This window comes from Pseudomonas sp. P20, from assembly GCF_016463925.1.
Taxonomy (GTDB): Bacteria; Pseudomonadota; Gammaproteobacteria; order Pseudomonadales; family Pseudomonadaceae; genus Pseudomonas; species Pseudomonas aeruginosa.
In genome coordinates, this window is sequence record NZ_JAEMVM010000009.1 from 367615 (window position 1) to 392731 (window position 25117).

A 25117-nucleotide genomic window follows, 5' to 3' on the forward strand; every position below is an offset into this window, starting at 1 on the left:
CACCCTCACCCACGCTCGATCAGCGAATGCGCTCGCAGACTTCGGTAGCCGCGAAGAAATAGGCGATCTCGCGAGCGGCGGAAGCTTCGGAATCGGAACCGTGGACGGCGTTCTCGTCGATGGAGACGGCGAAGTCGGCGCGGATGGTACCGGCGTCGGCTTTCTTCGGATCGGTGGCGCCCATCAGCTCGCGGTTCTTGGCGATGGCGTCCTCGCCTTCCAGAACCTGGACTACAACCGGACCGGAAGTCATGAAGGAAACCAGGTCCTTGAAGAACGGACGCTCTTTGTGCTCGGCATAGAAGCCACCGGCTTCACGCTCGGACAGCTGAACCATTTTAGCGGCGACGACGCGCAGGCCGGCTTTCTCGAAGCGGGTCAGGATTTCGCCGATCACGTTCTTGGAAACGGCGTCCGGCTTGATGATGGACAGGGTGCGTTGCAGTGCCATTGGTAAAACTCCGAAACAAGGTTGTCTAGCATGGGCGGCCCCGCCAGCGGGGCGGGACGCCGTGATTCGTTCAGGACGCTGACGAAAACGGCCCGAAAGGGCCGGAATCAGCGTGGCTGCGCCTGGCATCGGGCCCGGCGCGCCTAGCCTGGAATGCGCCCGCGGGCGATTTCAGGCCTTACCTAAAATAAAACCCGCGAATTATACGCGGGTTCCCGGCAAATGCGTAGGGCGGGCCTATGGCTAGTCCCGTTCCTCGATCCAGGCGGCCTGGATGGCCTCCAGGACTTTCTCCCCGCTACGCTGAGGATCGTCGGAGAACTCTGGAAGTTCCACCACCCAGCGCCGCAGATCGACGAAGTTGACGTATCGCGGATCGACCTCCGGCTTGCTTTCGTCGAGCTGGATGGCGATTTCCAGCACATCGGTCCATTTCAGGCTCATTGCACGCTCCTCTCTACCGCCGGGCTCAGTGGCCTTCCGACACCTGGTTGATGGTGTACTTGGGAATCTCGACCACCAGGTCTTCGTCGGCCACCACTGCCTGGCAGGATAGCCGCGAATCGGGCTCCAGGCCCCAGGCCTTGTCCAGCATGTCGTCTTCGAGTTCGTCGGACGGCTCCATGGAATCGAGGCCTTCGCGGACGATTACGTGGCAGGTCGTGCAGGCGCAGGATTTCTCACAGGCATGCTCGATCTCGATGCCATTGCGCAACGCGGCATCCAGGATGGTTTCGCCGGGCTTCGCCTCGAATACCGCCCCCTCGGGGCAGTGGTCGGCATGGGGCAGAATCACGATCTGCGGCATCTTCGCTTATTCCTCGATTTCGTTGAGCCGGCGGCCGGAGAGCGCGGCCTTGACGGTCGCGTCCATCCGCCGCGCGGCGAAAGCGTCGGTCACCTGGGACAGGCGCTTGATCTGGTTCTCGATGGCCGCGGTGTCGCTACCACCGGCCAGTTCACGCAAGGTGTCCATCTGCGCCGCGATGGCCAGGCGCTCCTCTTCGTCCAGGAGCCGCTCGCCGTCGACGTCCAGCGCCGACTGCACGGCCTCCAGCAGCCGCTGCGCCTCGACCTGCTGTTCGCGCAGGGCGCGGGCAGCCTTGTCGTCGCCGGCGTAGTCGAAGGAGTCCTTGAGCATCCGCGCGATCTCGCCGTCGGTCAGCCCATAGGACGGCTTGACCTGGATGCTGGCCTCGACGCCGGAACTCAGTTCGCGTGCGGACACGCCGAGCAAGCCGTCGGCGTCGACCTGGAAGGTCACCCGGATTTTCGCCGCGCCCGCCACCATCGGCGGAATGCCGCGCAGCTCGAAGCGCGCCAGCGAACGACAATCCTTCACCAGCTCGCGCTCGCCCTGCAGCACGTGGATCATCATGGCCGTCTGGCCGTCCTTGTAGGTGGTGAACTCCTGGGCGCGCGCCACCGGGATGGTGGTATTGCGCGGAATCACCTTCTCCATCAGCCCGCCCATGGTTTCCAGGCCGAGCGACAGCGGAATGACGTCCAGCAGCAGCAATTCCTCGCCGCGCTTGTTGCCGGCCAGGGCATCGGCCTGGATGGCCGCGCCGATGGCGACCACCTGGTCCGGATCGATATCGGTCAGCGGCTCGCAGCCGAACAACTCGCCAACCGCCGTGCGCACACGGGGCACGCGGGTCGAGCCACCGACCATCACCACCGAGCGGATTTCTTCCAGATCGACACCGGAGTCGCGCACCGCTCGGCGGCAGGACTTCAGGCTGCGAGCGACGAACGGCTCGATCAACTCGTCGAGCGTCGCCCGGCTCAGCTCGCCGCTCCAGTCGCCGTAGGCGACCCGGACCGACGCCTCGTCGGTAAGACGCTCCTTGGCCGCACAGGCGATTTGCAGCAACTGCCGCTGGCTGCCCGGGTCCAGATCGGCAGAAAGGCCAGCCTCCTCGATCACCCAGCCAGCGATGGCATGGTCGAAGTCGTCGCCGCCCAGGGCCGTATCGCCGCCGGTGGCCAGGACTTCGAAGACACCGCGGGTCAGGCGCAGGATGGAAATGTCGAAGGTTCCACCACCCAGGTCATAGATGGCCACCAGGCCTTCCGCGCCCTTGTCCAGGCCGTAGGCCACGGCGGCGGCGGTCGGCTCGTTGAGCAGGCGCAGGACGTTCAGTCCGGCCAGGCGCGCGGCATCCTTGGTAGCCTGGCGCTGGGCGTCGTCGAAATAGGCCGGCACAGTGATCACCGCACCCACCAGCTCGCCACCGAGGGTGGTTTCGGCGCGCTGGCGCAGCTCACGCAGGATGTCCGCCGAGACTTCCACAGGACTCTTCAACCCCTGTACGGTCTCGATGAAGGGCATGTGCGACTCGCCCTGGCGGAAGCGGTAGGGCAATTGCTCGCCCAGTTGCTTGACGTCCTCCAGGCCGCGCCCCATCAGGCGCTTGACCGAAATGACGGTATTGAAGGGATCCTCCGCGGCGGCCGCGCGGGCGCTCTCGCCCACTTCCGCCCGCTCGGCGTGATAACGCACCGCGGAAGGCAGGATCAGGCGCCCCTGCGCATCCGGCAAGGGCTCGGCGACGCCGCTACGCACCGCGGCGACCAGCGAATTGGTGGTACCCAGGTCGATCCCAACCGCCAGGCGACGCTCATGGGGCTTGGGACTCTGACCGGGCTCGGCGATCTGCAGTAGGGCCATGCTCTGTCTTAACTATGGGGTGCGGCCCGGGGGCCGCAGGGATTAATCGTCGAGTCGCTCTTCCAGCTGGCGCACTTCCTGCGCGAGCTTGTCGAGGAACTGCATGCGACGGACCAGGCGTTCGGCCTCTTCGCGGCGCTGCGCATCGTCCCAGCACGCGGCGAACTCACGCTCCAGCTCGGCCTGGGCGGCCTTGAGCCGACGCTTGAAAGTCGCCACGCCGGCCAGGTCGGCGCTGTCCTGCAACTCCTCCAGCTCCTCGCGCAGCTGCATCTGCTGCAGGAGAAACTCCGGATCCTGCACCGTAGCCTCCAAGGGCAACTCGTGACCACTCAGGGTCAACAGGTACAGGGCCCGGCGCGGAGCGCTCTTCAGGGTCTGGTAGGCCTCGTTCAGTTGCGCCGCGCGTTCCAGGGCGAGACGCTGCTCGCGCTCGGGAGCGTCGGCGAAACGGTCGGGATGGACGCTGCGCACCAACTCGCGATAGCGCTGGCCGAGCTCGTCGAGATCGACCAGGAAAGCCGGTTGCAGGTCGAACTGGGCGAAATGACAGGGTTTACCCACGCCGGCCTCAGACGTTGAAGCTTTCGCCGCAGCCGCATTCGCCACGAACGTTGGGATTGTTGAACTTGAAGCCTTCGTTGAGCCCTTCGCGAGTGAAGTCCAGCTCGGTGCCATCGAGATAGACCAGGCTTTTCGGGTCGATGATGACCTTCACGCCATGGCTCTCGAAGACCAGGTCCTCGGCCGCCAGTTCATCGACGAATTCGAGGACATAGGCAAGCCCGGAACAGCCAGTGGTGCGCACGCCAAGACGGATACCCTCGCCCTTGCCGCGCCCCTCGAGGGAGCGCTGCACGTGTTTGGCGGCGGCTTCGGTCATGCTGATGGCCATTGCAACTCCTTACTCGTCACGAGCGGCTTAGAGCAAACCCTTCTTCTGCTTGTAGTCGCGAACGGCGGCCTTGATGGCGTCTTCGGCGAGAACGGAGCAGTGGATCTTCACCGGCGGCAGGGCCAGCTCTTCGGCGATGGTGGTGTTCTTGATGGTTTCCGCCTCGTCCAGGGTCTTGCCCTTCATCCACTCGGTGGCGAGGGAGCTGGAGGCGATCGCGGAACCGCAACCGTAGGTCTTGAACTTGGCGTCTTCGATCACGCCCTGCTCGTTGACCTTGATCTGCAGGCGCATCACGTCGCCGCAGGCCGGCGCGCCGACCATGCCGGTGCCGACGTTGGGATCGGCAGCGTCGAGCTTGCCGACGTTGCGCGGGTTTTCGTAGTGGTCGATGACCTTTTCGCTATATGCCATGGCTAATCCTCACGTTTTTCCGGGGCACGAGGCGCTCAGTGCGCCTGCCATTCGACCTGGGACAGGTCGACGCCCTCTTTGTACATATCCCACAGCGGCGACAGTTCGCGCAGCTTGGAAACGGCCTCGACCACCTTCTTCGCGGCATAGTCGATCTCTTCCTCGGTGGTGAAGCGACCGAAGGTGAAGCGGATGGAGCTATGCGCCAGTTCGTCGTTGCGGCCCAGGGCGCGCAATACGTAGGACGGTTCCAGGGACGCCGAGGTACAGGCCGAACCGGAGGAGACCGCGAGGTCCTTGAGCGCCATGATCAGCGACTCGCCCTCGACGTAGTTGAAGCTGACGTTGAGGTTGTGCGGGACGCGGGAGGTCATGCTGCCGTTGATGTAGAGCTCTTCCAGGCCGTCGATCTGCGCGAAGAAGCGGTCGCGGAGCGCCAGCACGCGGGCGTTCTCCTGGGCCATTTCTTCCTTGGCGATGCGGAACGCCTCGCCCATGCCGACGATCTGGTGGGTGGCCAGGGTGCCGGAACGCATGCCGCGCTCATGGCCGCCACCGTGCATCTGACCCTCGATGCGGACGCGCGGCTTGCGCCGGACGTAGAGCGCGCCAATGCCTTTCGGGCCGTAGGTCTTGTGCGCGGAGAAGGACATCAGGTCGACCTTGAGCTTGTCCAGGTCGATCTCGACCTTGCCGGTCGACTGTGCGGCGTCGACGTGGAACAGCACGCCGCGGGAGCGGGTCAGCTCGCCGATGGCGGCGATGTCGTTGACGGTGCCGATCTCGTTGTTCACGTGCATGACCGAGACCAGGATGGTGTCGTCACGCAGCGCCGCCTCGACCAGAGCAGGAGTGATCAGGCCATCTTCGCCCGGCTCCAGGTAGGTCACTTCGAAACCTTCGCGCTCCAGCTGGCGGCAGGTGTCGAGGACCGCCTTGTGCTCGATCTTCGAGGTGATGATGTGCTTGCCCTTGCCCGAGTAGAAGTGCGCGACGCCCTTGATCGCCAGGTTGTCGGACTCGGTGGCGCCGGAGGTCCAGACGATCTCGCGGGGATCGGCGTTGACCAGTTCGGCCACCTGGCGACGGGCGTTTTCCACGGCTTCTTCGGCTTTCCAGCCGAACACGTGGGAACGCGAAGCCGGGTTGCCGAAGTTGCCGTCCATCAGCAGGCATTCGCTCATTTTCTGGGCGACGCGGGGATCGACGGGAGTGGTCGCGGAGTAATCGAGGTAGATCGGCAATTTCATCAGGTAACTCCTACAGGCTGGCGCCCTGCTCAGTCGATGGCGGACGCTTCAATCTTGTCGAGACGAGGCGTCTTGCCTGAGCAACGGCGTTCGTCCTGGCGCAGCGCGACCTCCTGGACCTCCTGGCGGCTGACCAGATCGGCCAGGCTGATGCCGCTGAGGAACTCATGGATCTGCAAACTGAGGTCGCACCACAGGTGGTGGGTCAGACAGGTATCGCCGGAGTGGCAATCGCCCTGCCCCTGGCAGCGGGTCGCATCGACGGATTCGTTGACCGCGTCGATCACCTGCGCCACATGGATGCCCGACATATGGCGGGACAGCTGGTAGCCGCCGCCCGGGCCGCGCACGCTGGTCACCAGGTTGCCACGGCGCAACTTGGCGAACAGCTGTTCGAGATAGGACAGGGAAATGCCTTGGCGTTCGGAGATATCGGCCAGCGAGACCGGACCTTGCTGAGCATGCAGCGCCAGGTCGAGCATGGCGGTTACGGCGTAGCGGCCTTTGGTGGTCAGACGCATGGGCTTTTCCCATCGGGATCATTCGGGGTTGACGCGGATTATGCTCTTATCCGAGTAATTAGGTCAACTATAAGACCGATCAAATTACTCAGGATTAGGCAAATTCAGGGCGCTACATGCTAGCAGAAAGCCGCCGGCCGCGCATTACGCGGCCGGATTGCCGTCCTCATCCTTGACTCCGGCGAAATCTTCCTCGCGCAATACCGGCAGGTCCTTCGCGCAATAGTCGCTACCCAGGGCGGTGAGCGCCTGGCACATGCCCTCGAGCCGGCCGTCGACGGCCTGCAGGTGATCGAGCAACTGACCAATGGCACGCGCCACCGGGTCCGGCATGTCCTGGCTGACCCCATAGGCATCGAAGCCGAGCTTCTCCGCCATCGCCTGGCGCTTGGCCTGCTGCTCGGAGTCCTCGCGCATGATGATCCGCCCGGGAATGCCGACCACGGTGGCACCCGGCGGGACTTCCTTGGTCACCACGGCGTTGGAGCCGACCTTGGCGCCCTCGCCGACGGTGAACGGGCCGAGCACCTTGGCACCGGCACCGACCACTACGTTGTTGCCGAGGGTGGGGTGGCGCTTGCCCTTGTTCCAGGTGGTGCCGCCCAGGGTAACACCCTGATAGAGGGTGACGTCGTCGCCGATCTCGGCGGTTTCGCCGATGACGATGCCCATGCCGTGGTCGATGAAGAAGCGCCGGCCGATCCTGGCCCCCGGGTGGATCTCGATGCCGGTCATCCAGCGGCCGAAATTGGACACCAGGCGCGCCAGCCACTTCCAGCCGGACGTCCACAAGCCGTGGGCCAGCCGATGCAGCCAGACGGCGTGCAGGCCCGGATAACAGGTGAGGACCTCGAGTGCGTTGCGAGCCGCCGGATCACGGTGGAATACGCTTTGGATATCTTCACGCACACGTTCGAACATCAGTCGTCACTCCGCTTGTAGGACAGGCCTCGGGCCACCTTCTGGGTTTCGGTCAGGATCCCGCGCAGGATATTCATTTCCAGCTTGCTGATCGCGCTGCGCCCATACAGGCGCCGCAACCGCGACATCAGGTGGCGCGGCTTCTCCGGATCGAGGAAGCCGATATCGATCAGCGTCCTCTCCAGATGCGCGTAATAGAGTTCCAGCTCGTCGGCCGTCACCAGCTCGGTGTTGAGCATCGAGGTGGACTCGAACTTTTCCATCTTGGTCGGCTTGCCCTGGGCCGCCAGCCACGCCATGCGCACCTCGTAGGTGAGCACCTGGACCGCGGCCGCCAGGTTCAGCGAGCCGAACTCGGGATCGGAGGGGATATGCACATGGAACTGGCAGCGCTGCAATTCTTCGTTGGTCAAACCCGCATATTCGCGCCCGAATACCAGGGCCACCTCGCCATTCGCCTCCAGGTGCTCCAGGCAGGTCGTCGCGCACTCGCGCGGATCCAGCAGCGGCCAGGGAATCCGCCGGTCGCGGGCGCTGGTGCCGAGCACCACGCTGCAGCCGATCAGGGCCTCTTCCAGGGTGTCCACCACCCTTGCGGCGTCGAGGATGTCGGTGGCGCCGGAAGCCCGCGCCACCGCGTCGCCGTGGGGAAAGCTTTCCGGCTGCACCAGCACCAGTTGCGACAGGCCCATGTTCTTCATGGCACGGGCCGCCCCGCCGATGTTGCCGGGATGACTGGTGTTGACCAACACCACACGAATACGGTCGAGCAACGCCGATGCTCTCCAACGCCAAGTTACTGAAGGGTGTGAAATCCTACAGCAGAGGTCAGCTTTATACCATGCGGCCGACAGGTCGCCCTTCAAACGCCATCGGTTTCTGCTAGAATGGCCGGCTTTCTTTAACGACCCAGGTGACCTCTCCATGCAGCCTATGCTGAATATCGCCCTGCGCGCCGCTCGCAGCGCCGGTGAACTGATTTTCCGCTCCATCGAACGCCTGGATGTCATCTCGGTCAACGAGAAGGATGCCAAGGACTACGTGACCGAAGTCGATCGCGCCGCCGAGCAGACCATCATCGCCGCGCTGCGCAAGGCCTATCCGACTCACGCGATCATGGGCGAGGAAGGCGGCTTCATCGAAGGCAGCGGCGAGGGCGCCGATTACCTCTGGGTGATCGATCCGCTGGACGGCACCACCAACTTCATCCATGGCGTACCGCACTTCGCCGTGAGCATCGCCTGCAAGTACAAGGGCCGCCTGGAGCACGCCGTGGTCCTCGACCCGGTACGCCAGGAAGAATTCACCGCCAGCCGCGGTCGCGGCGCCGCCCTCAACGGTCGCCGCCTGCGCGTCAGCGGCCGCAAGAGCCTGGAAGGCGCCCTGCTCGGCACCGGGTTCCCGTTCCGCGACAACCAGATCGACAATCTCGACAACTACCTGAACATGTTCCGCAGCCTGGTCGGCCAGACCGCCGGCATCCGCCGCGCCGGCGCCGCCAGTCTGGACCTGGCCTACGTCGCCGCCGGACGCTACGATGCCTTCTGGGAATTCGGCCTGTCCGAATGGGACATGGCGGCAGGCGCCCTGCTGGTACAGGAAGCCGGCGGCCTGGTGAGCGACTTCACCGGCAGCCACGAATTCCTCGAGAAGGGTCACATCGTCGCCGGCAACACCAAATGCTTCAAGGCACTGCTGACCACCATCCAGCCGCACCTGCCGCCGTCGCTGAAGCGCTGATCCGCCGCTGACGAAGAACCCGGCCTGGCGCCGGGTTTTTCATCTCCATGAAAATGCACAAGGGCGCCCGCGGGCGCCCTTGTGCATCATTGCGACAGTCAGGCTCAGCGCAGCGTTTCGCCCTGGCTGAGGATCAGCCGGCCATTCTTGTCGACCGGGATCTGGCTGCCCGGATCGCGCTCCATGCGGATCTGCCCGGCCTTGCCGTCGAGCATGTACTTCACGTCATAGCCGACGACCTTCTCGCTGCTGTCGTGCACGGTGCTGCAGCGGGTTTCGGTGGTGGTGTAGGTGTCACGCTCCTGCATGCCTTCCTGCACCTTGTTGCCGGCGTAGCCGCCGCCGACGGCGCCGGCCACGGTGGCGATCTTCTTGCCGGTACCGCCGCCGATCTGGTTGCCCAGCAAGCCGCCGACCACCGCACCGATGGCGGTACCGGCGATCTGGTGCTGGTCCTTGACCGGACGCTGGCGGGTCACGGCCACGTCCTTGCAGACCTGGCGCGGCGTCTTGATGGTTTCCTTGACCGGCTGGACAGCGACGACCTCGGCGTAGTCGGGACCGCGATCCACCAGGCTATAGGTGGCTACCGCGCCACCTGCGGTCACGCCTACGGCACCCAGAACGGCCCCGACGAGCATCGACTTGTTCACATGTACCTCCTGGCTTTCATCCAATGCGGGCTATGTTCGCCCTTTGCCTTGCCTAGGACTGGGCAAAAACCACCAAGTTCCAGGCTCCCGACAAACGTTTCGTTGGCGCAGATACGAAAACTCCCGCCAAAAGCGGGAGTCCTCGAGTGACCGGCAGGCGCCGGAGTGCCGAACCAGAGCGCCTCAGGGGCGATCGTCGACGGTGTCCTTGGCCTGCGGCGGGATCAGGTCCTCGCTGGTCAGGTTCAGCCAGATCAATACCACGTTGGCGATGTAGATCGACGAGTAGGTACCCGCCATTACACCGACGAACAGGGCGATGGAGAAACCGAACAGATTGTCGCCGCCGAAGAACAGCAGCGCGGCGATAGCCAGCAGCGTGGAAACCGAGGTGGCGATGGTACGCAACAGGGTCTGGCTGGTGGAGATGTTCAGGTTCTCGACCAGATCGGCCTTGCGCAGCACGCGGAAGTTCTCGCGCACCCGGTCGAAGATCACGATGGTGTCGTTCAGCGAGTAACCGACCACCGCCAGCACAGCGGCGAGGACGGTCAGGTCGAAGGTCACCTGGAAGAACGACAGCACGCCCATCACGATGATCGCATCGTGCACCAGCGAGAGGATCGCACCGAGGGCGAACTTCCACTGGAAGCGGAAGCCGACGTACAGCAGGATGCCGCCCAGCGCCAGGAGCATGCCGAGGCCGCCCTGGTCGCGCAGTTCTTCACCCACCTGCGGGCCGACGTACTCGACCCGCTTCAGGTTCGCCGGGTTGCCGGCATCGGCCTGCTGCAAGGCGGTAGCGACCTTCTTGCCCAGTTCCGGGTCCTCGCTGGGCATCCGCACCAGCACGTCGCGGGCGTCGCCGAAGCTCTGCACCACGGCGTCCTCGTAGCCGGCGCCGACCAGTTGACCACGCACCTTGCCGAGATCGGCCGGTTGTTCGTAGGTCAGCTCGATCAGCGTACCGCCGGTGAAGTCGAGGCCGAAGTTGATGCCCTTGGTGAACCAGCTGCCCAGGGCGATGACGGTCAGGATCAGGGTGACGGCAAACGCGACGTTGCGGATGCCCATGAAGTTGATGGTACCGATCTTGATATTCATCTCAGTCCCCTTAGATCCACAGCTTCTTGAAGTCACGCCCGCCGAAGATCAGGTTGACCATTGCGCGGGTGACCATGATGGCCGTGAACATCGAGGTGATGATGCCGAGCGACATGGTCACGGCAAATCCTTTCACCGGGCCGGTGCCCATGGCGTAGAGGATGCCGCCGACCAGCAGCGAGGTCAGGTTGGCGTCGAGGATCGCGGTGAAGGCACGGTTGAAGCCTTCGTGGATCGCCCTCTGGACCGACATGCCATTGGCCAGTTCCTCGCGTATCCGCGAGAAGATCAGCACGTTGGCGTCCACCGCCATGCCCATGGTCAGCACGATACCGGCGATGCCCGGCAGGGTCAGGGTCGCGCCGAGGATCGACATCAGCGCCACCAGCATGACCATGTTGAAGGCCAGCGCAACGGTGGCGATCACGCCGAAGAAACGGTAGATGACGATGATGAACAGCGATACGAAGAGCATGCCCCAGAGCGACGCATCGATACCCTTGGCGATGTTGTCCGCCCCCAGGCTCGGGCCGATGGTGCGTTCTTCGGCGAAGTACATCGGCGCAGCCAGGCCGCCGGCACGCAGCAGCAGGGCCAGCTCGGAGGACTCGCCCGGGCCATCGAGGCCGGTGATACGGAACTGGTTGCCCAGCGGCGACTGGATGGTCGCCAGGCTGATGATCTGCTTCTCTTCCTTGAACGCCGGAACCGCGACCTCCTTCTCGACGCCATCGACCATCTGCTTGGTGTAGCGGGTCACCGGCTTCTGCTCGATGAACACCACCGCCATGCTGCGGCCGACGTTGTTGCGGGTGGCGCGGTTCATCAGCTCGCCGCCGTGGCCATCCAGGCGGATGTTCACCTGCGGGCGGCCGTTCTCGTCGAAACTGGCGCTGGCGTCGGTGACCTGGTCGCCGGTGATGATCACCCCGCGCTCCAGCGGCACCGGCGGCCGGCGCGGCTCGCGGAACTCGAAGGTCTCGGTGGCGGACTTCAGGGCGTCCGGCTCGGCGGCCAGGCGGAATTCTAGGTTGGCGGTCTTGCCGAGGATCCGCTTGGCTTCCGCGGTGTCCTGCACGCCCGGCAGCTCGACCACGATGCGATTGGCGCCCTGGCGCTGAACCAGCGGCTCGGATACGCCCAGCTCGTTGACCCGGTTGCGGACGGTGGTGAGGTTCTGCTTGATGGAGTATTCGCGGATTTCCGCCAGTTTGGCCTGGGTCAGGGCGACGCGCAGGACCTGCAGGCCGTTGCGCTCTTCGGGCACGACCTCGAAATCGCGGAAGTCCTTGGCGATCAGGCTGCGCGCCTTGTCCAGGGATTCGCTGTCGGTGAAACCGAGCTGGATCGCGCGATCCTGGATCGGCAGGCTGCGGTAGCGCACGCGCTCCTTGCGCAGCAGGCTCTTCACTTCGCTTTCATAGACCTTCAGGCGGGCATCGACCGCCTTGTCCATGTCCACTTCCAGCAGGAAGTGCACACCGCCGGACAGGTCCAGGCCGAGCTTCATCGGGCTGCCGCCCAGCTTGCGCAGCCACTCGGGAGTGGTCTGGGCCAGGTTCAGCGCCACCACGTAGTCGTCGCCCAGGGTCCGGCGCACCACTTCCTTGGCGGGAAGCTGGTCGTCCTGCTTGACCAGGCGGATCAGGCCGCCCTTCTTCGACAGGCTGTCGGCCTTCACCGCGATACCGGCGTCGGTCAGCGCCTTGGCAGCGCGGTCGACATCGGCCTGGGTGACCTGCAGCGCCGTGCTGGTGCCGCTGATCTGCACCGCCGGGTCGTCCGGGTAGAGGTTGGGTGCGGAATAGATGAACCCGACGGCGAGGACCGCCAGGATCAGCAGATATTTCCACAGAGGATACTTGTTGAGCATGACACCGCCCGTTATGACGCGGGGCGCCTTGCGCGCCCCGTCATGTGTTTAGGTGAAAATCAGATCGCTTTCAGGGTGCCTTTCGGCAGGGTCGCGGCAATCGCGGCCTTCTGGAACTTCAGCTCGACGTTGTCGGAAACCTCGACGACGACGAAATCGTCGGCGACCTTGGTCACCTTGCCGGCGATACCGCCGGAAGTGACGACTTCGTCACCTTTTTGCAGGTTGCCCAGCAGGTTCTTGTGTTCCTTGGCGCGCTTGGCCTGGGGACGCCAGATCATCAGGTAGAAGATGACCAGGAAACCAACCAGGAAGACCCACTCGAAACCGGTGCCGGCCGGGCCAGCGGCTGCCGGAGCGGCTGCGTCGGCGTAGGCAGCGGGAATTAGAAAGCTCATGTAGCACTCCTGTCACAAAGCAATAGAGTTGGATAAAGGAAAGTCAGGCATCCAGCGGCGGCGTGGGAAGGCCGCGCTTGGCATAGAAGGCATCGACAAAGGCGGCCAATGTACCCTGTTGGATTGCCTCGCGCAAACCAGCCATAACCCGCTGATAATGCCGCAAGTTGTGGATGGTATTGAGCATGCTACCGAGCATTTCCCCGCACTTGTCCAAGTGGTGCAGATAGGCGCGGGAAAAATGTTTGCAGGTGTAACAGTCGCAGGTCGGGTCGAGCGTGGAGTCGTCGTGCTTGTGTACCGAGTTGCGGATCTTGATCACCCCGCTGTCGACGAACAGGTGGCCGTTGCGCGCATTGCGCGTCGGCATCACGCAGTCGAACATGTCCACGCCGCGGCGCACGCCTTCCACCAGGTCTTCCGGCTTGCCCACGCCCATCAGGTAGCGCGGCTTGTCGGCCGGCATCTGCGGCGGCAGGAAATCGAGCACGCGGATCATCTCTTCCTTCGGCTCGCCCACCGACAAACCACCGATGGCCAGGCCGTCGAAGCCGATCTCCTGCAAGCCATCCAGCGAGCGCAGGCGCAGGTCCTCGTGCATACCGCCCTGGACGATGCCGAACAGCGCCGACGGGCTATCGCCATGGGCGATCTTCGAGCGCTTGGCCCAGCGCAGCGACAGCTCCATGGAGCGCTTGGCGACGTCATGGTCGGCCGGGTACGGCGTGCATTCGTCGAAGATCATCACGATGTCCGAGCCCAGGGCGCGTTGCACCGCCATGGACTCCTCCGGCCCCATGAAGACCTTGGCGCCGTCCACCGGCGAGGCGAAGGTCACGCCCTCCTCCTTGATCTTGCGCATGGCTCCCAGGCTGAACACCTGGAAACCGCCGGAATCGGTGAGGATCGGGCCTTTCCACTGCATGAAGTCGTGCAGGTCGCCGTGGCGCTGGATCACCTCGGTGCCCGGGCGCAACCAGAGATGGAAGGTGTTGCCGAGGATGATCTGCGCGCCGATGTCCTCGATGTCGCGCGGCAACATGCCCTTCACCGTGCCGTAGGTGCCCACCGGCATGAAGGCCGGGGTCTCGACCACGCCGCGGGGGAAGGTCAGGCGGCCGCGACGGGCCTTGCCGTCGGTCGCCAGCAGCTCGAAGTTCATGAAGCTCATGGATCAGTCCTCGGGTCCGCGGGGCGCGGGATTGCGGGTGATGAACATGGCATCACCGTAACTGAAGAAGCGATAGCCCTGCGCCACCGCCGCGGCGTAGGCGGCCATGGTCTCCGGGTAGCCGGCGAAGGCCGAGACCAGCATCAGCAGGGTGGATTCGGGCAGGTGGAAGTTGGTGACCAGGGCATCGACCACATGGAACGGCCGGCCCGGGAAGATGAAGATGTCGGTGTCGCCGCTGAAGGGCTTCAGCTCACCGTCGCGTGCCGCGCTTTCCAGCGAGCGCACGCTGGTGGTGCCGACGGCGACTACCCGGCCGCCGCGGGCCCGGCAGGCGGAAACCGCGTCCACCACGTCCTGGCCGACCTCCAGCCATTCGCGGTGCATCACATGGTCCTCGATACGCTCGACACGCACCGGCTGGAAGGTACCGGCGCCGACATGCAGGGTAACGAAGGCGGTATCCACCCCCTTCGCGCGGATCGCCTCGAGCAGCGCCTCATCGAAGTGCAGGCCGGCGGTCGGGGCCGCCACCGCACCGGCGCGCTGGGCGTAGACGGTCTGGTAGCGCTCGCGGTCGGCCGCATCGTCCGGTCGGTCGATATAGGGAGGCAACGGCATGTGCCCGACCCGCTCCAGCAAAGGCAGCACAGGCTCGGCGAAAGCGAGTTCGAACAGGGCGTCGTGGCGTTGCAGCATCTCCGCGCTGCCACCGCCTTCGACGAGGATCCGCATACCGGGCTTGGGCGCCTTGCTGGCGCGTATGTGGGCAAGCACCCGGTGCTGGTCGAGCACGCGCTCGACCAGGACCTCCAGCTTGCCACCGGACTCCTTCTGGCCGAACAGGCGCGCCGGGATCACCCGGGTATTGTTGAACACCATCAGGTCGCCCGGACGCAGGTAGTCCAGGAGATCGGCGAATTGTCTGTGGGCGAGGGTTCCCGTCGGGCCATCCAGCGCCAACAGGCGGCTTGCGCGGCGTTCAGGCAGGGGATGACGGGCGATCAGGGCCTCGGGCAAGTCGAAATGAAAATCGGCGACACGCATGGGGAGACTCTCGAAAGGCCGCGTAGCTTACCGGAAATGTGTTTGCCCCGCCACGAACCCGATTGACCAACGGTAGGCGCCTCCCTATACTGCGCCGCCATTGCCTCGGTGGCGGAATCGGTAGACGCGGCGGATTCAAAATCCGTTTCTGGCGACAGAGTGAGAGTTCGAGTCTCTCCCGAGGCACCATCCTGACTTCCCAAGCGTTTCCAGGGGGAGCACAGGACAGTAGAGAAACCGGCCTTCGCGCCGGTTTTTTGTTGTCTGCGACTCACCAGCAGTGCTTGCAGAACGCCACAGAAAGCTACCGGACAACCAACGCTCGACACCCTCAGCACAGACAGAAAACGCGCTGTCTGACGCGTGGGCAGATGGCATATCTCCGATAAAAAACACCTCAGCATGACGCTGAGGTGCTCCTCGCTCTTCTCGGTCTAGCCAAGGAAGTCCCATGACAGACCAAGGCCACCGGTAGGCGCAGCGCCAGCCTGGAAGCTACCACTGCTCGCCCAGATACCGTGCCCAGCTGGAATGAACAAAGGATAGGGCAGAAACACCTGGGCTTGCTCTCCGGCCCTGCCAGAGTTGTTGCCACAGAAGATGATCCGGGTATTGATGTCGCCGGGGCCAGACGGTGCCGTAGGAGAGGCATACAGGTTCACATAACCGTTACCCGCAGCCGCGTTGGCATACCGAACGTACAGCCCATCGGTGTTCTCGGCCGGATCCACCAGTTGTACTACCTGACCATTCGGGAACAGAGAACGAAAGTGCTTGCCAATTTTTTCAGCATACATAGCTTCACCTTTTGAGTCGCATAACAGGGGCGGAAAATTCCGCATGGGTGTCGCTCAATGGCGATAGCTCGAGGCTCGTAGCCTTCGCATGATTCAGTGCACCGCAGCGAGAGCACTTAATCTGGAGTTCCGTGAAAAGGCCCATTCGGGCTAGAAGTCGCTTGCAGTTACCACAACGAAAGTCTTTCAGCATTTGCGTAACATCCAGGCTACGTCGGATGCGCTTACTTTCGCGCTCGCCAGCGGACTTCTCAATGAGACTTCTTCAATGTACGGCCAATACACTGTAATAAGTGGGTAACACAAGCACGTCCATCGCGGAGCCTGCGTCGAGCGCCCTTCAGACACTTGCCATTCAAGAACAGGCAGCCTGCCCACGCCCACACCAGACGAGATTCAAAACCCGCATTTCCGGCAACCGTTGCATCGCTAGCGCCCGGCACTGCACTCGCTATCGCACGCTGACCGCCCCCCTGCCAAACTGGAAAGCAGACTCTCCAGCGGCATCGGCCGGCCGATCAGGTAGCCCTGCAGGTAATCCACCCCGCGGGCGGCCAGGTAGTCACGCTGCTCGGGGGTCTCCACGCCTTCGGCGACGATATCCAGGTCGAGCTTGGCGGACAGCTCGACGATGCTGTCGAGAATATGCCCGGAAAGGGTATCGATGCCGATGCGGGCGATGAAGCTCTGGTCGATCTTCAGGCAGTCCACCTGGAACTTGCGCAGGTAGGCCAGGCTGGAATGTCCGGTGCCGAAATCGTCGATGGCGATCTTCACTCCCAGGGCATGCAATTCGTCGAACAGGCGGTCGGTGACTTCGCTCGACTCGATCAGCTCGCGCTCGGTCAGTTCCAGGACCAAGGTGATGTGCCCGGGCGGAAACGCCGCCAACAGCTCGCGACAGTCGTCCACCAAGGCCAGTTCGTGGCAATGGGTGGCACTGATGTTGAAACCGATGTGGAAGCCTGGCTCCAGCTTCCCGGCATGCCCGCCCAGGTCTTCCGCGACCTGGCGCATCAGCGCGCGCGTCATCGGTACGATCAGTCCCGAGCGCTCGGCGAAAGGTATGAACAGGTCGGGCCGGATCAGTCCCTCACGCGGATGACGCCAGCGCATGAGCACCTCGACGCCTATCCAGCGTCCGCCCTGGCCGGGACTCAGCGGCTGGTAGTAGGGAATGAACTCGTTGGCCTCCAGGGCCCGGCGCAGTTCGCTGCTGGGCGAGGCGACCCGCCTGGATAGCCAGTAGCACAGAGTGCCGGCCAGCAGTCCGAAGAACAGTAGCAGGCCGAACATCGCCGGGTTCTGCGAGCGGATCGATCGCCATTCCTCGCCCTCGGGGAAGCCCGACAGCACCCGCAACGGATAACGCTGCGAAGCGAGCGATACGGCGGCGACCTCATAGGTGGGCGGCGCGTCGCGGTGAGTGCGGCCCTCGGCATCCAGCCAATTGGGACCGACCACCAGCACCTGTCGGCTACGTCGGTCGACGAGGTCCAGCACGTAGCTCAAGTAGCGCCCGTCGATCGCCGCCAATACCCCGCGCTTGCCGTCGAAGTCCCGCAGGACCAGCAGCGCGGCGTCCGGCGTGACCTGGTTGCCGGGCATCAGCAAGAGGCGTCCGTCGACATAGTTCTCGATCCGCACCGGCTCGTCGAAGCCGCCGAACAACGACGTGCAATAGATCGTATTGTCGCGCGTCAAATTGACCGAGCGCACGAACGGCATGATCGCCACTTGCTCGCGCAGCGCCAGCTCGGCCTCGGGACAAGGACGCCCCGCCACCGGCATGACCTTGCGCGCCGCCAACGCAGCGTTGTCGAGCATCCGTTCGAACTGCCGCACCGCATTCCCGGCTGCCTGCTCGGACGTCTCCTGGAGGCTTCGCTCGGCCTGCCAGTAGAGGATGAGCAGCCCCAGGACGATCGGCATCACCCCGACCAGCACGGACAACGACAGCCGGAGCGCCTTTCTCCTGGCTCGCTTCACCGGAATCGGCATAGAAAAGACTCGTAATGATTGGGGTCTGCGCAAAGACTAGAACAGCCGGGGAAAAGCGTTGCCCGGGTGGGCGGCGCAAGCTGCGGATGGACGTATAATCCCCGGCTTTGCCCCGCACGGAACACGCCGATGCCGAAACACATGCTTTCTCCCCAGGGCGACTATGCCCCTGCCGGTCTGGTCCGCCGCCTGGCGGCGATGTTCTACGACTTCCTGCTCTGCGTGGCGCTGATGATGGTGGTCACCCTGGTCTACCAGCAAGGCATCCTTCGACTGATCTACGGCAGCGATCACCTGCGCGAACTGGCCGACCGTGGCGCGCTGATCGGCGACCCGCTGCTCTCGACCCTGCTGGTGTTCGCCCTGTTCGGCTTCTTCGCCAAATTCTGGACCCACAACGGCCAGACCCTGGGCATGCAGGTCTGGGGCCTGCGCGTGCAGAACCGCGACGGCAGCGCCATCAGCCTGCTCCAGGCGCTGCTGCGCTTCATGATCGCCATCGCCTCCTGGCTGTGCCTCGGCCTCGGCTTCCTCTGGATGCTCTGGGACAAGGACAAGCGTACCTGGCACGACAGCTATTCGGAGAGCCAGGTGGTCAGGCTGCCGAAGAACACTCACAAGAAGTGAGCGAAACAGGTCCGCAGAACGCGCTGTTTTCGCCTTCGTCGCGCCGGCGGCCAAGCTCCAGCCCGACGTGACAAGGAAGCACAAAGGCCACCCGAAGGTGGCCTTTTTTCATACCCGGCCTGCCGGGCCTGTCAGCCCGCCCGGCGTAGCAGCCAGACACCCGCCAGTGCGCAGATCGAGGCGGGGATCACCACCGCCAGCAGCGGCGGGAAGTCGAACACCAGGCTGGAGGGACCGAGCAGGTCCTGGGCGATGCGGAAGACGAAGCCCACCAGCACGCCGGTGAAGATCCGCTGGCCCAGGGTCACCGAGCGCAACGGACCGAAGATGAAGGAAATCGCCATCAGCACCAGCGCGGCGGTCACCAGCGGTTGCAGGACCTTGGTCCAGAACGCCAGCCAGTAGCGGTTGTTGTTCAGGCCCTGGTCGGCGAGATAGTGGATGTACTGCCATAGACCGCTGATAGACAGCGCCTCGGGCTCCATCACCACAGTGTTCAGCAGTTGCGGGCTGAGCTGCACGTCCCAGGGCTCGGTCAGCGAATTCATGACCACCGTATGCTTGACTTCCTTCATGTAAAGAAACGTGGTGGTCACTTCTTCCAGTTGCCACTGGCCGTTCTCGAAGCGCGCGCGCTTGGCGAAACTGGCCGATTCCAGGCCACGCTGCTCGTCGAAGTGGTAGCGGGTCACGCCGTACAGCACGCCATTGGGCTGCACCGCGTTGATGTGGATGTACTCGCGCCCCTGGCGATGCCACAGACCGCGCTTGGAGCTTTGCGAATCGCCGCCGCCCTGGGCCAGGGCGCGGCCGCTCTGGGCGATGTTCTCGGTCCAGGGCGCGACGTACTCGCCAACCAGGATGCCGGCCAGCATCAGCACCAGCATCGGTTTCATCACCGCCCAGACGATCCGCGACAGGGATACCCCGGCCGCGCGCATGATGGTCAGTTCGCTGTTGCTGGCCAGGGTGCCGAGGCCGACCAGGCAGCCGATCAGCGCCGCCATCGGCAGCATGTCGTAGGCGCGCCGTGGCGCGGTGAGGAAGATGAAGCGCAGGGCATCGCCAATGCCGTAGCTGGCGCTGATGTCGTTGAGTTCGTCGATGAAGGCGAACAGCAGCGCCAGGCCGAGGATCACCCCGAGCACCGCGAGGATCGCGACGAAGACGGTGACACCTATGTAACGATCGAGCTTAACCATGCGCCACCTCGCGACCGGCACGGGAGGACGCCAGCTTCAGGCGCAAGGGTTCCCAATAGAACAGAAGAAGACCGATCGCCAGGAATAGTCCGTGGACCCACCACAGGCCGATGGCCATGGGGATCTTGCCTTTTTCCAACTGGCCACGGACAGCGATCAGCAGAGCCAGGTAGCCCATATAAAGGAGGATCGCCGGCAGCAGCTTGAGGAAGCGCCCCTGGCGTGGGTTGACCCGCGACAGTGGCACCGCCAGCAGGGTCACCACGAACACCAGCAGCGGGGTCGACAGGCGCCACTGCAATTCGGCCTGGTAGCGTGGGTTGTCGCTGCCGAACAGGTCGGCGGTGGGCACCGCGTCACGCTCGCTCACCTCGCTGCTGGCCTCGGGCTTGGGCAGCATCACGCCATAGGTGTCGTACTGGATCGCCCGGTAGTTGGCCTGCCCGGGATTGCCGTCGTAGCGGTAGCCGTTGTGCAGGATCAGGTAACGGCTGCCATCCGCCTGGATGTTCTGGGTGCCCTTCTCCGCCACCAGGATGGAGATGCCGCGTTCCTGGTTGCTGCTGTTGAGGTCCTTCTGCGAAATGAAGATGCCGGCCAGTTCGCCGCGATCCTTCGACAGTTCCTCGGTATAGGTCACCCGGGTACCGTCGCGCATTGCCTGGAAACGGCCCGGGACCAGGGTGTCGAACTCGGTCAGGGTATCCTGCTTGTTCAACAGCAGGGCGAACTGGTTGATGCCCTGGGGCGCCAGGAACAGGCTCAGCCAGGCCACCAGGATCGCCACCAGCAGCGCCGGCGCCATGGTGTAGCCGAGCAGGCGCTTCTGGCTCATGCCGGTCGCCGAGAGCACGGTCATCTCGCTTTCCAGATAGAGCCGCCCGTAGGCCAGCAGGATGCCGAGGAACAGGCCAAGCGGCAGAATCAGCTGCAGGAAGCCGGGAATCCGGAACGCCATGATCAGGAACAGCGAACCGGGGTCGAGCAACCCCTGCGCCGCTTGCGCCAGGTACTTGATGAAACGGCCACTCATGATGATCACCAGCAGCACGGCGCTGACGGCGCTCATGGTGACCAGCACTTCACGGGACAAATAACGGAAAACGATCAATCCGGACACTCCTGGGTTGCCAGGCTCTGACGGGGCCCGTCGGCCCCGTCATCACGCGTTTCCGGCCATGGCGGCATGGCGCGGAGAAAATAGCCGGCATTATCCTGCGATTCGGCGGGCCTGTCACTGCGCAGGCCGAACCAAGAGCCCGATAGACCGTCGAGGCGAACGCTCGTTCAGCGCTTGCCGATTTATTCGACGACCGTCGCTGATTGCTCGCCGCCCTCTCCGAGATGACGGACGAACCAGTCTGCCGCGGCCTGGCTGGTGGCGTCGAAATGCTCGATGTACGGCGTGAAATGGCCGCCGGCGAGCATCAGCAGCCGCTTGGGCGGCAATGCCCGCTGGTAGGCCTCCAGGCAAAGGTCCGTGGGCGTGAGCAGGTCCCGGTCGGCGACGATCATCAGCAGCGGCGTGGGGCTGATCCGCGCCATGTGGATGCCTGGCTCGTTCTCCCGCGCCAGCTCGGCGCTACGCAGGGTCACCCGGTTGCACCAGTTCGGCGCCAGCGCCGCGCTGTCGGTGAAGAACCGGTGGGCGTCCGCGCCGGCCATCGCGCAAGGCTCGTCGGGGCCCGCGGCGACCGCCGGCAACAGCGCCGGCGGCAAGTCCTCGAAGCGCCGCTGGCGGTCCGCGTCGAAGCTTGCCAGCAATGCCGGCAACTGCTCGGCGCGGGTCCGGCGCAACGCCGAGGCATGGCCGCTGACGGTCGGCACCTGCGCCACCACGCATTTCACCCGCCGATCCAGTGCGGCCACTTCCAGCACATGTCCGCCGCTGTAGCTGGTTCCCCAGATGCCGATGCGGCTGGCGTCGACCCGGGCCTGGGCGCCCAACCAGGTGATCGCGTCGCGATAGCCGCGGCGCTGCATCACCGGATCGATTTCCTGACGCGGTTCGCCGTCGCTGTCGCCGAAGTTCGGATGATCGTAGAGGAGCACGACGAAGCCGGCGGCGGCGAATACCTCGGCGTAACGGTCCAGGTACTGCTCCTTCACCCCGGAAAAACCGTGCGTCATGACGATCGCCGGCCGCTCGGCACGCGCCTCCGGCAAATACAGCCAGCCGCGCAGGGCGACACCCTCGGAGCGGAATTCCACGTTCAGTCGTTGCATGCTTGCCTCCCGGGGCGGTCGTCTGGAAACGGGCCCAGCATAGGAATCCTGCCGCGTCGGCGCCGTCCGCCAACGGACGAAGGCTACGCCGAATCGGACAAGGCGAAGTAGCGGCTCGGCGTGCTCCCGGTCAGGCGTCGGAACATGGCACTGAATGCGCTGGGCGTCTGGTAGCCGAGATCCACGGCGATCCGCGCCACCGCTTCGCCAGCCGCCAGGCGTGGCAGGGCGGCGGCTAGGCGCACCTGGTGGCGCCAATGGACGAAGGTCACTCCCAGCTCGGAGAGAAACAGCCGTGCCAGGGTCCGCGAGGACGCCCCCACGTAGCGCGCCCACTCCTCCAGCCCGCGAGGGTCGGCCGGGTTCTCCAGCAGCGCCTGGCAGATTCTTCCCAGGCGTCGGTCCGCGGGGTCGGGCAAGGCCAGGGGCTGTTCCCGCGACCACTCCAGTTCGTCCAGCAGCACCGCCATCAACCGCCCCTCCCGGCCGCGCTCGTCGTACAACAACGGCAGGCCGGCGGCGCGCACGATCAACTCGCGCAACAATGGGCTGACCATCACTCCGCGCGGCACCCGGGGGAATTCCGGCGGGCAGGACTGCGGCCGGACATAGACTGTGTGCAAGCGGACCTCGCCGCGCGCCAGCATCGCGTGCGCCATCCCCGCCGGCATCCATACCGCGCGCTGCGGCGGGACCAGCCATAGCGTGCGACCGACATGCAGTTCGATCACGCCCGACAGGGCATGGATCAACTGCGCCCGCTCGTGCCGATGCTCGGCGACCACGAAACCCGCCGGGAAGGTCTTGGCCATGACCCCGAGCGGCCGGCCGACTCGCTGGTAATCGCGTGGGTCGGTACTCCGGGCGGGATCCGCGACAGGTTTGCTGGCGGGCACGGTGCGACTCCTGCGGAACGAAACGTTCATTATAGGGACGCGGCATGGCCGCGGGTTCCCGTGCGTACACAGTCGTGCCAGACATGCCGCAGTTGTGCGACCATGTGCGGCAACGGCCGGGTGGCACCGCCAACCCGGCTCCGGCGCTGTAGAACCTCGGTTGCCATCCTCGGCATGGAACGACCCCCGCCGCAACGACTAAGCTGTCGCTGCCTGCGTCACCGCCCCGGCGGCGACCGTCAGTCCTCGGGACGAATCGTGCTCGGAACAATCGCTTACCGCTAACGGATGCCGCCCCTTGCGCCATCCCGACTGTCTGTATTGGGGACCTCTTCCATGGAATTCCTTGTTAAAAGCGTACGCCCGGAAACCCTGAAAACCGCCACCCTGGTGCTCGCCGTAGGCGAAGGCCGCAAGCTCGGCGCCAGCGCCAAGGCGGTCGACGACGCCACCGGCGGCGCCATCAGCGCAGTGCTCAAGCGTGGCGACCTGGCCGGCAAGGTCGGCCAGACCCTGCTCCTGCAGAGCCTGCCCAATCTCAAGGCCGAGCGCGTGCTGCTGGTCGGCGCCGGCAAGGAGCGCGAACTGGGCGACCGCCAGTACCGCAAGCTGGCCTCCGCCGTGCTGTCGACCCTCAAGGGCCTGGCCGGCGCCGATGCCGCGCTGGCCCTCGGCGATCTCGCGGTGAAAGGCCGCGGTGCCCATGCGAAGGCGCGTCTGCTGGTGGAAACCCTGGCCGACGGCCTGTACGTGTTCGATCGCTACAAGAGCCAGAAAGCCGAGCCGCTGAAACTGAAGAAGCTGACCCTGCTCGCCGACAAGGCCGACAGCGCCGCCGTCGAGCAAGGCAGCAAGGAAGCCCAGGCCATCGCCAATGGCATGGCCCTGACCCGCGATCTCGGCAACCTGCCGCCGAACGTCTGCCATCCGACGTTCCTCGGCGAGCAAGCCAAGGGCCTGGCCAAGGAGTTCAAGGGCCTGAAGGTCGAGGTCCTCGACGAGAAGAAACTGCGCGAGCTGGGCATGGGCTCGTTCCTCGCCGTCGCCCAGGGCAGCGACCAGCCGCCGCGGCTGATCGTCCTGCAATACAACGGCGCGAAGAAGGACCAGGCCCCGCACGTGCTGGTCGGCAAGGGCATCACCTTCGACACCGGCGGCATCAGCCTCAAGCCGGGCCTGGGCATGGACGAGATGAAGTTCGACATGTGCGGCGCCGCCAGCGTCTTCGGCACCTTCCGCGCGGTGCTCGAACTGCAGTTGCCGATCAACCTGGTCGGCCTGCTCGCCTGCGCCGAGAACATGCCCAGCGGCGGAGCCACCCGTCCGGGGGACATCGTCACCACCATGAGCGGGCAGACCGTCGAGATCCTCAACACCGACGCCGAAGGGCGCCTGGTGCTGTGCGACGCACTGACCTACGCCGAGCGCTTCAAGCCGCAGTCGGTGATCGACATCGCCACCCTCACCGGCGCCTGCATCGTCGCCCTGGGCAGCAACACCTCGGGCCTTATGGGCAACAACGAAGCGCTGGTCAGGCAACTGCTCAAGGCCGGCGAGTTCGCCGACGACCGCGCCTGGCAATTGCCGCTGTTCGACGAATACCAGGAACAGCTGGACAGCCCGTTCGCCGACATCGCCAACATCGGCGGGCCGAAGGCCGGCACCATCACCGCCGGCTGCTTCCTCTCGCGCTTCGCCAAGAAATACCACTGGGCGCACCTGGACATCGCCGGCACCGCCTGGATCAGCGGCGGCAAGGACAAAGGCGCCACCGGCCGCCCGGTTCCGTTGTTGACCCAGTACCTGCTGGAACGGGCCAAGTGACCCGGGTCGATTTCTACGTGATCCCCAGCGCCGATCCGTCGGCGCGCCTGCAGGTCGCCTGCCGCCTGGCCGAGAAGGCCTGGCGGCAGGGCATGCAGGTCTACCTGCATTGCGCCGACGAGGCGCAGCGCAGCGAGTTGGACGGCCGCCTGTGGAGCTTCCGCGGCGAGGCCTTCATTCCTCACAGCCTGGCCGAGGAAGACGCCGAGGCGCCCGTCGCCCTGGGCCTGGGCGAGCCCCCGGGGAACCATCGCGACCTGCTGATCAACCTGACCCTCGAGGCCCCCGGCTTCGTCCCGAACTTTTCGCGGGTGGCCGAACTGGTGGTCGAGGAGCCGGCGATCCGCCAGGCGGCACGGGATAAATTCCGCTTCTACCGGGAGCAGGGCTATCCTCTACAGGACCATCGCCTGCCGCGTATCTGAAGTGCAC

The 25117-nt window shown here is 64.7% G+C and carries 28 protein-coding genes and 1 tRNA gene; 5 read left to right on the forward strand and 24 right to left on the reverse strand.

The features are described 5' to 3' along the window. Positions 1-19: 19 nt before the first annotated feature. The 11 genes from ndk to trmJ form a co-directional block, all read right to left on the reverse strand. Positions 20-451: a nucleoside-diphosphate kinase gene (gene ndk, locus JHD77_RS14265; RefSeq protein ID WP_003092811.1), complete on the reverse strand. Its 432-nt coding sequence runs from the start codon at positions 449-451 to the stop codon at positions 20-22. Positions 452-694: 243 nt separating this feature from the next. After that, on the reverse strand, positions 695-895 hold the full coding sequence (gene iscX, locus JHD77_RS14270; protein WP_003092814.1) for a Fe-S cluster assembly protein IscX: 201 nt from the start codon (positions 893-895) through the stop codon (positions 695-697). 25 nt (positions 896-920) lie between these two features. After that, complete coding sequence (fdx, locus tag JHD77_RS14275; protein WP_003092818.1) at positions 921-1259, reverse strand: ISC system 2Fe-2S type ferredoxin; 339 nt, start codon at positions 1257-1259, stop codon at positions 921-923. A gap of 6 nt (positions 1260-1265) precedes the next feature. Beyond that, complete coding sequence (gene hscA / locus JHD77_RS14280; protein WP_012613648.1) at positions 1266-3125, reverse strand: Fe-S protein assembly chaperone HscA; 1860 nt, start codon at positions 3123-3125, stop codon at positions 1266-1268. A 42-nt stretch (positions 3126-3167) separates the two neighbouring features. Continuing rightward, on the reverse strand, positions 3168-3689 hold the full coding sequence (gene hscB, locus JHD77_RS14285) for a co-chaperone HscB (RefSeq protein WP_003092824.1): 522 nt from the start codon (positions 3687-3689) through the stop codon (positions 3168-3170). A gap of 7 nt (positions 3690-3696) precedes the next feature. Next, positions 3697-4020: an iron-sulfur cluster assembly protein IscA gene (gene iscA, locus JHD77_RS14290; protein WP_003100617.1), complete on the reverse strand. Its 324-nt coding sequence runs from the start codon at positions 4018-4020 to the stop codon at positions 3697-3699. A gap of 27 nt (positions 4021-4047) precedes the next feature. After that, positions 4048-4434: a Fe-S cluster assembly scaffold IscU gene (gene iscU, locus JHD77_RS14295; protein WP_003092829.1), complete on the reverse strand. Its 387-nt coding sequence runs from the start codon at positions 4432-4434 to the stop codon at positions 4048-4050. A 35-nt stretch (positions 4435-4469) separates the two neighbouring features. Next, on the reverse strand, positions 4470-5684 hold the full coding sequence (locus tag JHD77_RS14300; protein ID WP_003092832.1) for an IscS subfamily cysteine desulfurase: 1215 nt from the start codon (positions 5682-5684) through the stop codon (positions 4470-4472). 29 nt (positions 5685-5713) lie between these two features. Continuing rightward, positions 5714-6205, reverse strand: a complete 492-nt coding sequence (gene iscR, locus JHD77_RS14305; protein WP_003092836.1) for a Fe-S cluster assembly transcriptional regulator IscR — start codon at positions 6203-6205, stop codon at positions 5714-5716. A gap of 144 nt (positions 6206-6349) precedes the next feature. Next, on the reverse strand, positions 6350-7126 hold the full coding sequence (gene cysE / locus JHD77_RS14310) for a serine O-acetyltransferase (protein ID WP_003100615.1): 777 nt from the start codon (positions 7124-7126) through the stop codon (positions 6350-6352). Then, positions 7126-7899: a tRNA (cytosine(32)/uridine(32)-2'-O)-methyltransferase TrmJ gene (gene trmJ / locus JHD77_RS14315; protein ID WP_003113799.1), complete on the reverse strand. Its 774-nt coding sequence runs from the start codon at positions 7897-7899 to the stop codon at positions 7126-7128. The genes cysE and trmJ overlap by 1 nt, the downstream gene beginning before the upstream one ends. Positions 7900-8050: 151 nt before the next feature. On the opposite strand from trmJ, the gene suhB reads away from it, so the two are divergent. Further along, the gene (suhB, locus tag JHD77_RS14320; protein ID WP_003122098.1) at positions 8051-8866 is read left to right on the forward strand and encodes a type III secretion system regulator SuhB; all 816 of its coding nucleotides are present in this window, start codon (positions 8051-8053) and stop codon (positions 8864-8866) included. A 104-nt stretch (positions 8867-8970) separates the two neighbouring features. Here the strand turns inward: suhB and JHD77_RS14325 are convergent, their stop codons facing one another. From JHD77_RS14325 to queA, 6 genes are all read right to left on the reverse strand, one after another. Continuing rightward, positions 8971-9519 carry a glycine zipper 2TM domain-containing protein gene (locus JHD77_RS14325; RefSeq protein ID WP_003092848.1) on the reverse strand — a complete coding sequence of 183 codons (549 nt, stop codon included), beginning with the start codon at positions 9517-9519 and terminating at the stop codon, positions 8971-8973. A 183-nt stretch (positions 9520-9702) separates the two neighbouring features. Beyond that, positions 9703-10623, reverse strand: a complete 921-nt coding sequence (secF, locus tag JHD77_RS14330) for a protein translocase subunit SecF (protein WP_003100612.1) — start codon at positions 10621-10623, stop codon at positions 9703-9705. A gap of 10 nt (positions 10624-10633) precedes the next feature. After that, a complete protein-coding gene (gene secD, locus JHD77_RS14335) occupies positions 10634-12496 on the reverse strand; it encodes a protein translocase subunit SecD (protein ID WP_024929008.1) in 1863 nt (620 codons plus the stop codon). Positions 12497-12555: 59 nt separating this feature from the next. Next, a complete protein-coding gene (gene yajC / locus JHD77_RS14340) occupies positions 12556-12894 on the reverse strand; it encodes a preprotein translocase subunit YajC (RefSeq protein ID WP_003092856.1) in 339 nt (112 codons plus the stop codon). Positions 12895-12937: 43 nt separating this feature from the next. Further along, positions 12938-14056 (reverse strand): tRNA guanosine(34) transglycosylase Tgt, encoded by a 1119-nt coding sequence (gene tgt / locus JHD77_RS14345; RefSeq protein WP_003100607.1) that lies wholly within the window; start codon positions 14054-14056, stop codon positions 12938-12940. Between the two features lie 12 nt (positions 14057-14068). Continuing rightward, positions 14069-15112 carry a tRNA preQ1(34) S-adenosylmethionine ribosyltransferase-isomerase QueA gene (queA, locus tag JHD77_RS14350; protein WP_023088094.1) on the reverse strand — a complete coding sequence of 348 codons (1044 nt, stop codon included), beginning with the start codon at positions 15110-15112 and terminating at the stop codon, positions 14069-14071. A 102-nt stretch (positions 15113-15214) separates the two neighbouring features. Here queA and JHD77_RS14355 point away from each other — a divergent pair. Continuing rightward, positions 15215-15301: transfer RNA gene (locus JHD77_RS14355), tRNA-Leu, on the forward strand. Between the two features lie 245 nt (positions 15302-15546). On the opposite strand, the gene JHD77_RS14360 is transcribed toward JHD77_RS14355, so the two are convergent. The 3 genes from JHD77_RS14360 to JHD77_RS14370 form a co-directional block, all read right to left on the reverse strand. After that, entirely contained in the window at positions 15547-15909 is a 363-nt protein-coding gene (locus JHD77_RS14360) for a hypothetical protein (protein WP_023105983.1), read from the reverse strand. 4 nt (positions 15910-15913) lie between these two features. Further along, positions 15914-16102 (reverse strand): Com family DNA-binding transcriptional regulator, encoded by a 189-nt coding sequence (locus tag JHD77_RS14365; protein WP_003118306.1) that lies wholly within the window; start codon positions 16100-16102, stop codon positions 15914-15916. Positions 16103-16338: 236 nt separating this feature from the next. After that, positions 16339-17910, reverse strand: coding sequence for an EAL domain-containing protein (locus tag JHD77_RS14370; protein ID WP_016263141.1), 1572 nt, complete (start codon positions 17908-17910; stop codon positions 16339-16341). 129 nt (positions 17911-18039) lie between these two features. Here JHD77_RS14370 and JHD77_RS14375 point away from each other — a divergent pair, with 129 nt between their 5' ends. Next, a complete protein-coding gene (locus JHD77_RS14375; RefSeq protein WP_031757031.1) occupies positions 18040-18537 on the forward strand; it encodes an RDD family protein in 498 nt (165 codons plus the stop codon). 131 nt (positions 18538-18668) lie between these two features. Here the strand turns inward: JHD77_RS14375 and lptG are convergent, their stop codons facing one another. The 4 genes from lptG to JHD77_RS14395 all read right to left on the reverse strand — a co-directional run bounded on the left by lptG (position 18669) and on the right by JHD77_RS14395 (position 22861). Next, positions 18669-19739: an LPS export ABC transporter permease LptG gene (lptG, locus tag JHD77_RS14380; protein ID WP_015649484.1), complete on the reverse strand. Its 1071-nt coding sequence runs from the start codon at positions 19737-19739 to the stop codon at positions 18669-18671. Continuing rightward, positions 19732-20850 (reverse strand): LPS export ABC transporter permease LptF, encoded by a 1119-nt coding sequence (gene lptF / locus JHD77_RS14385; protein WP_031757030.1) that lies wholly within the window; start codon positions 20848-20850, stop codon positions 19732-19734. Before lptF ends, lptG begins: the two co-directional genes overlap by 8 nt. A gap of 191 nt (positions 20851-21041) precedes the next feature. Next, positions 21042-21965, reverse strand: coding sequence for an alpha/beta hydrolase (locus tag JHD77_RS14390; RefSeq protein ID WP_023128642.1), 924 nt, complete (start codon positions 21963-21965; stop codon positions 21042-21044). An 83-nt stretch (positions 21966-22048) separates the two neighbouring features. After that, a complete protein-coding gene (locus JHD77_RS14395; RefSeq protein WP_003129596.1) occupies positions 22049-22861 on the reverse strand; it encodes an AraC family transcriptional regulator in 813 nt (270 codons plus the stop codon). A 336-nt stretch (positions 22862-23197) separates the two neighbouring features. Here JHD77_RS14395 and JHD77_RS14400 point away from each other — a divergent pair, with 336 nt between their 5' ends. Both JHD77_RS14400 and holC read left to right on the forward strand, forming a co-directional pair. Continuing rightward, positions 23198-24685, forward strand: coding sequence for a leucyl aminopeptidase (locus tag JHD77_RS14400; protein ID WP_004351504.1), 1488 nt, complete (start codon positions 23198-23200; stop codon positions 24683-24685). Next, the gene (gene holC, locus JHD77_RS14405; protein WP_003100593.1) at positions 24682-25110 is read left to right on the forward strand and encodes a DNA polymerase III subunit chi; all 429 of its coding nucleotides are present in this window, start codon (positions 24682-24684) and stop codon (positions 25108-25110) included. Before JHD77_RS14400 ends, holC begins: the two co-directional genes overlap by 4 nt. Positions 25111-25117: the final 7 nt, after the last annotated feature.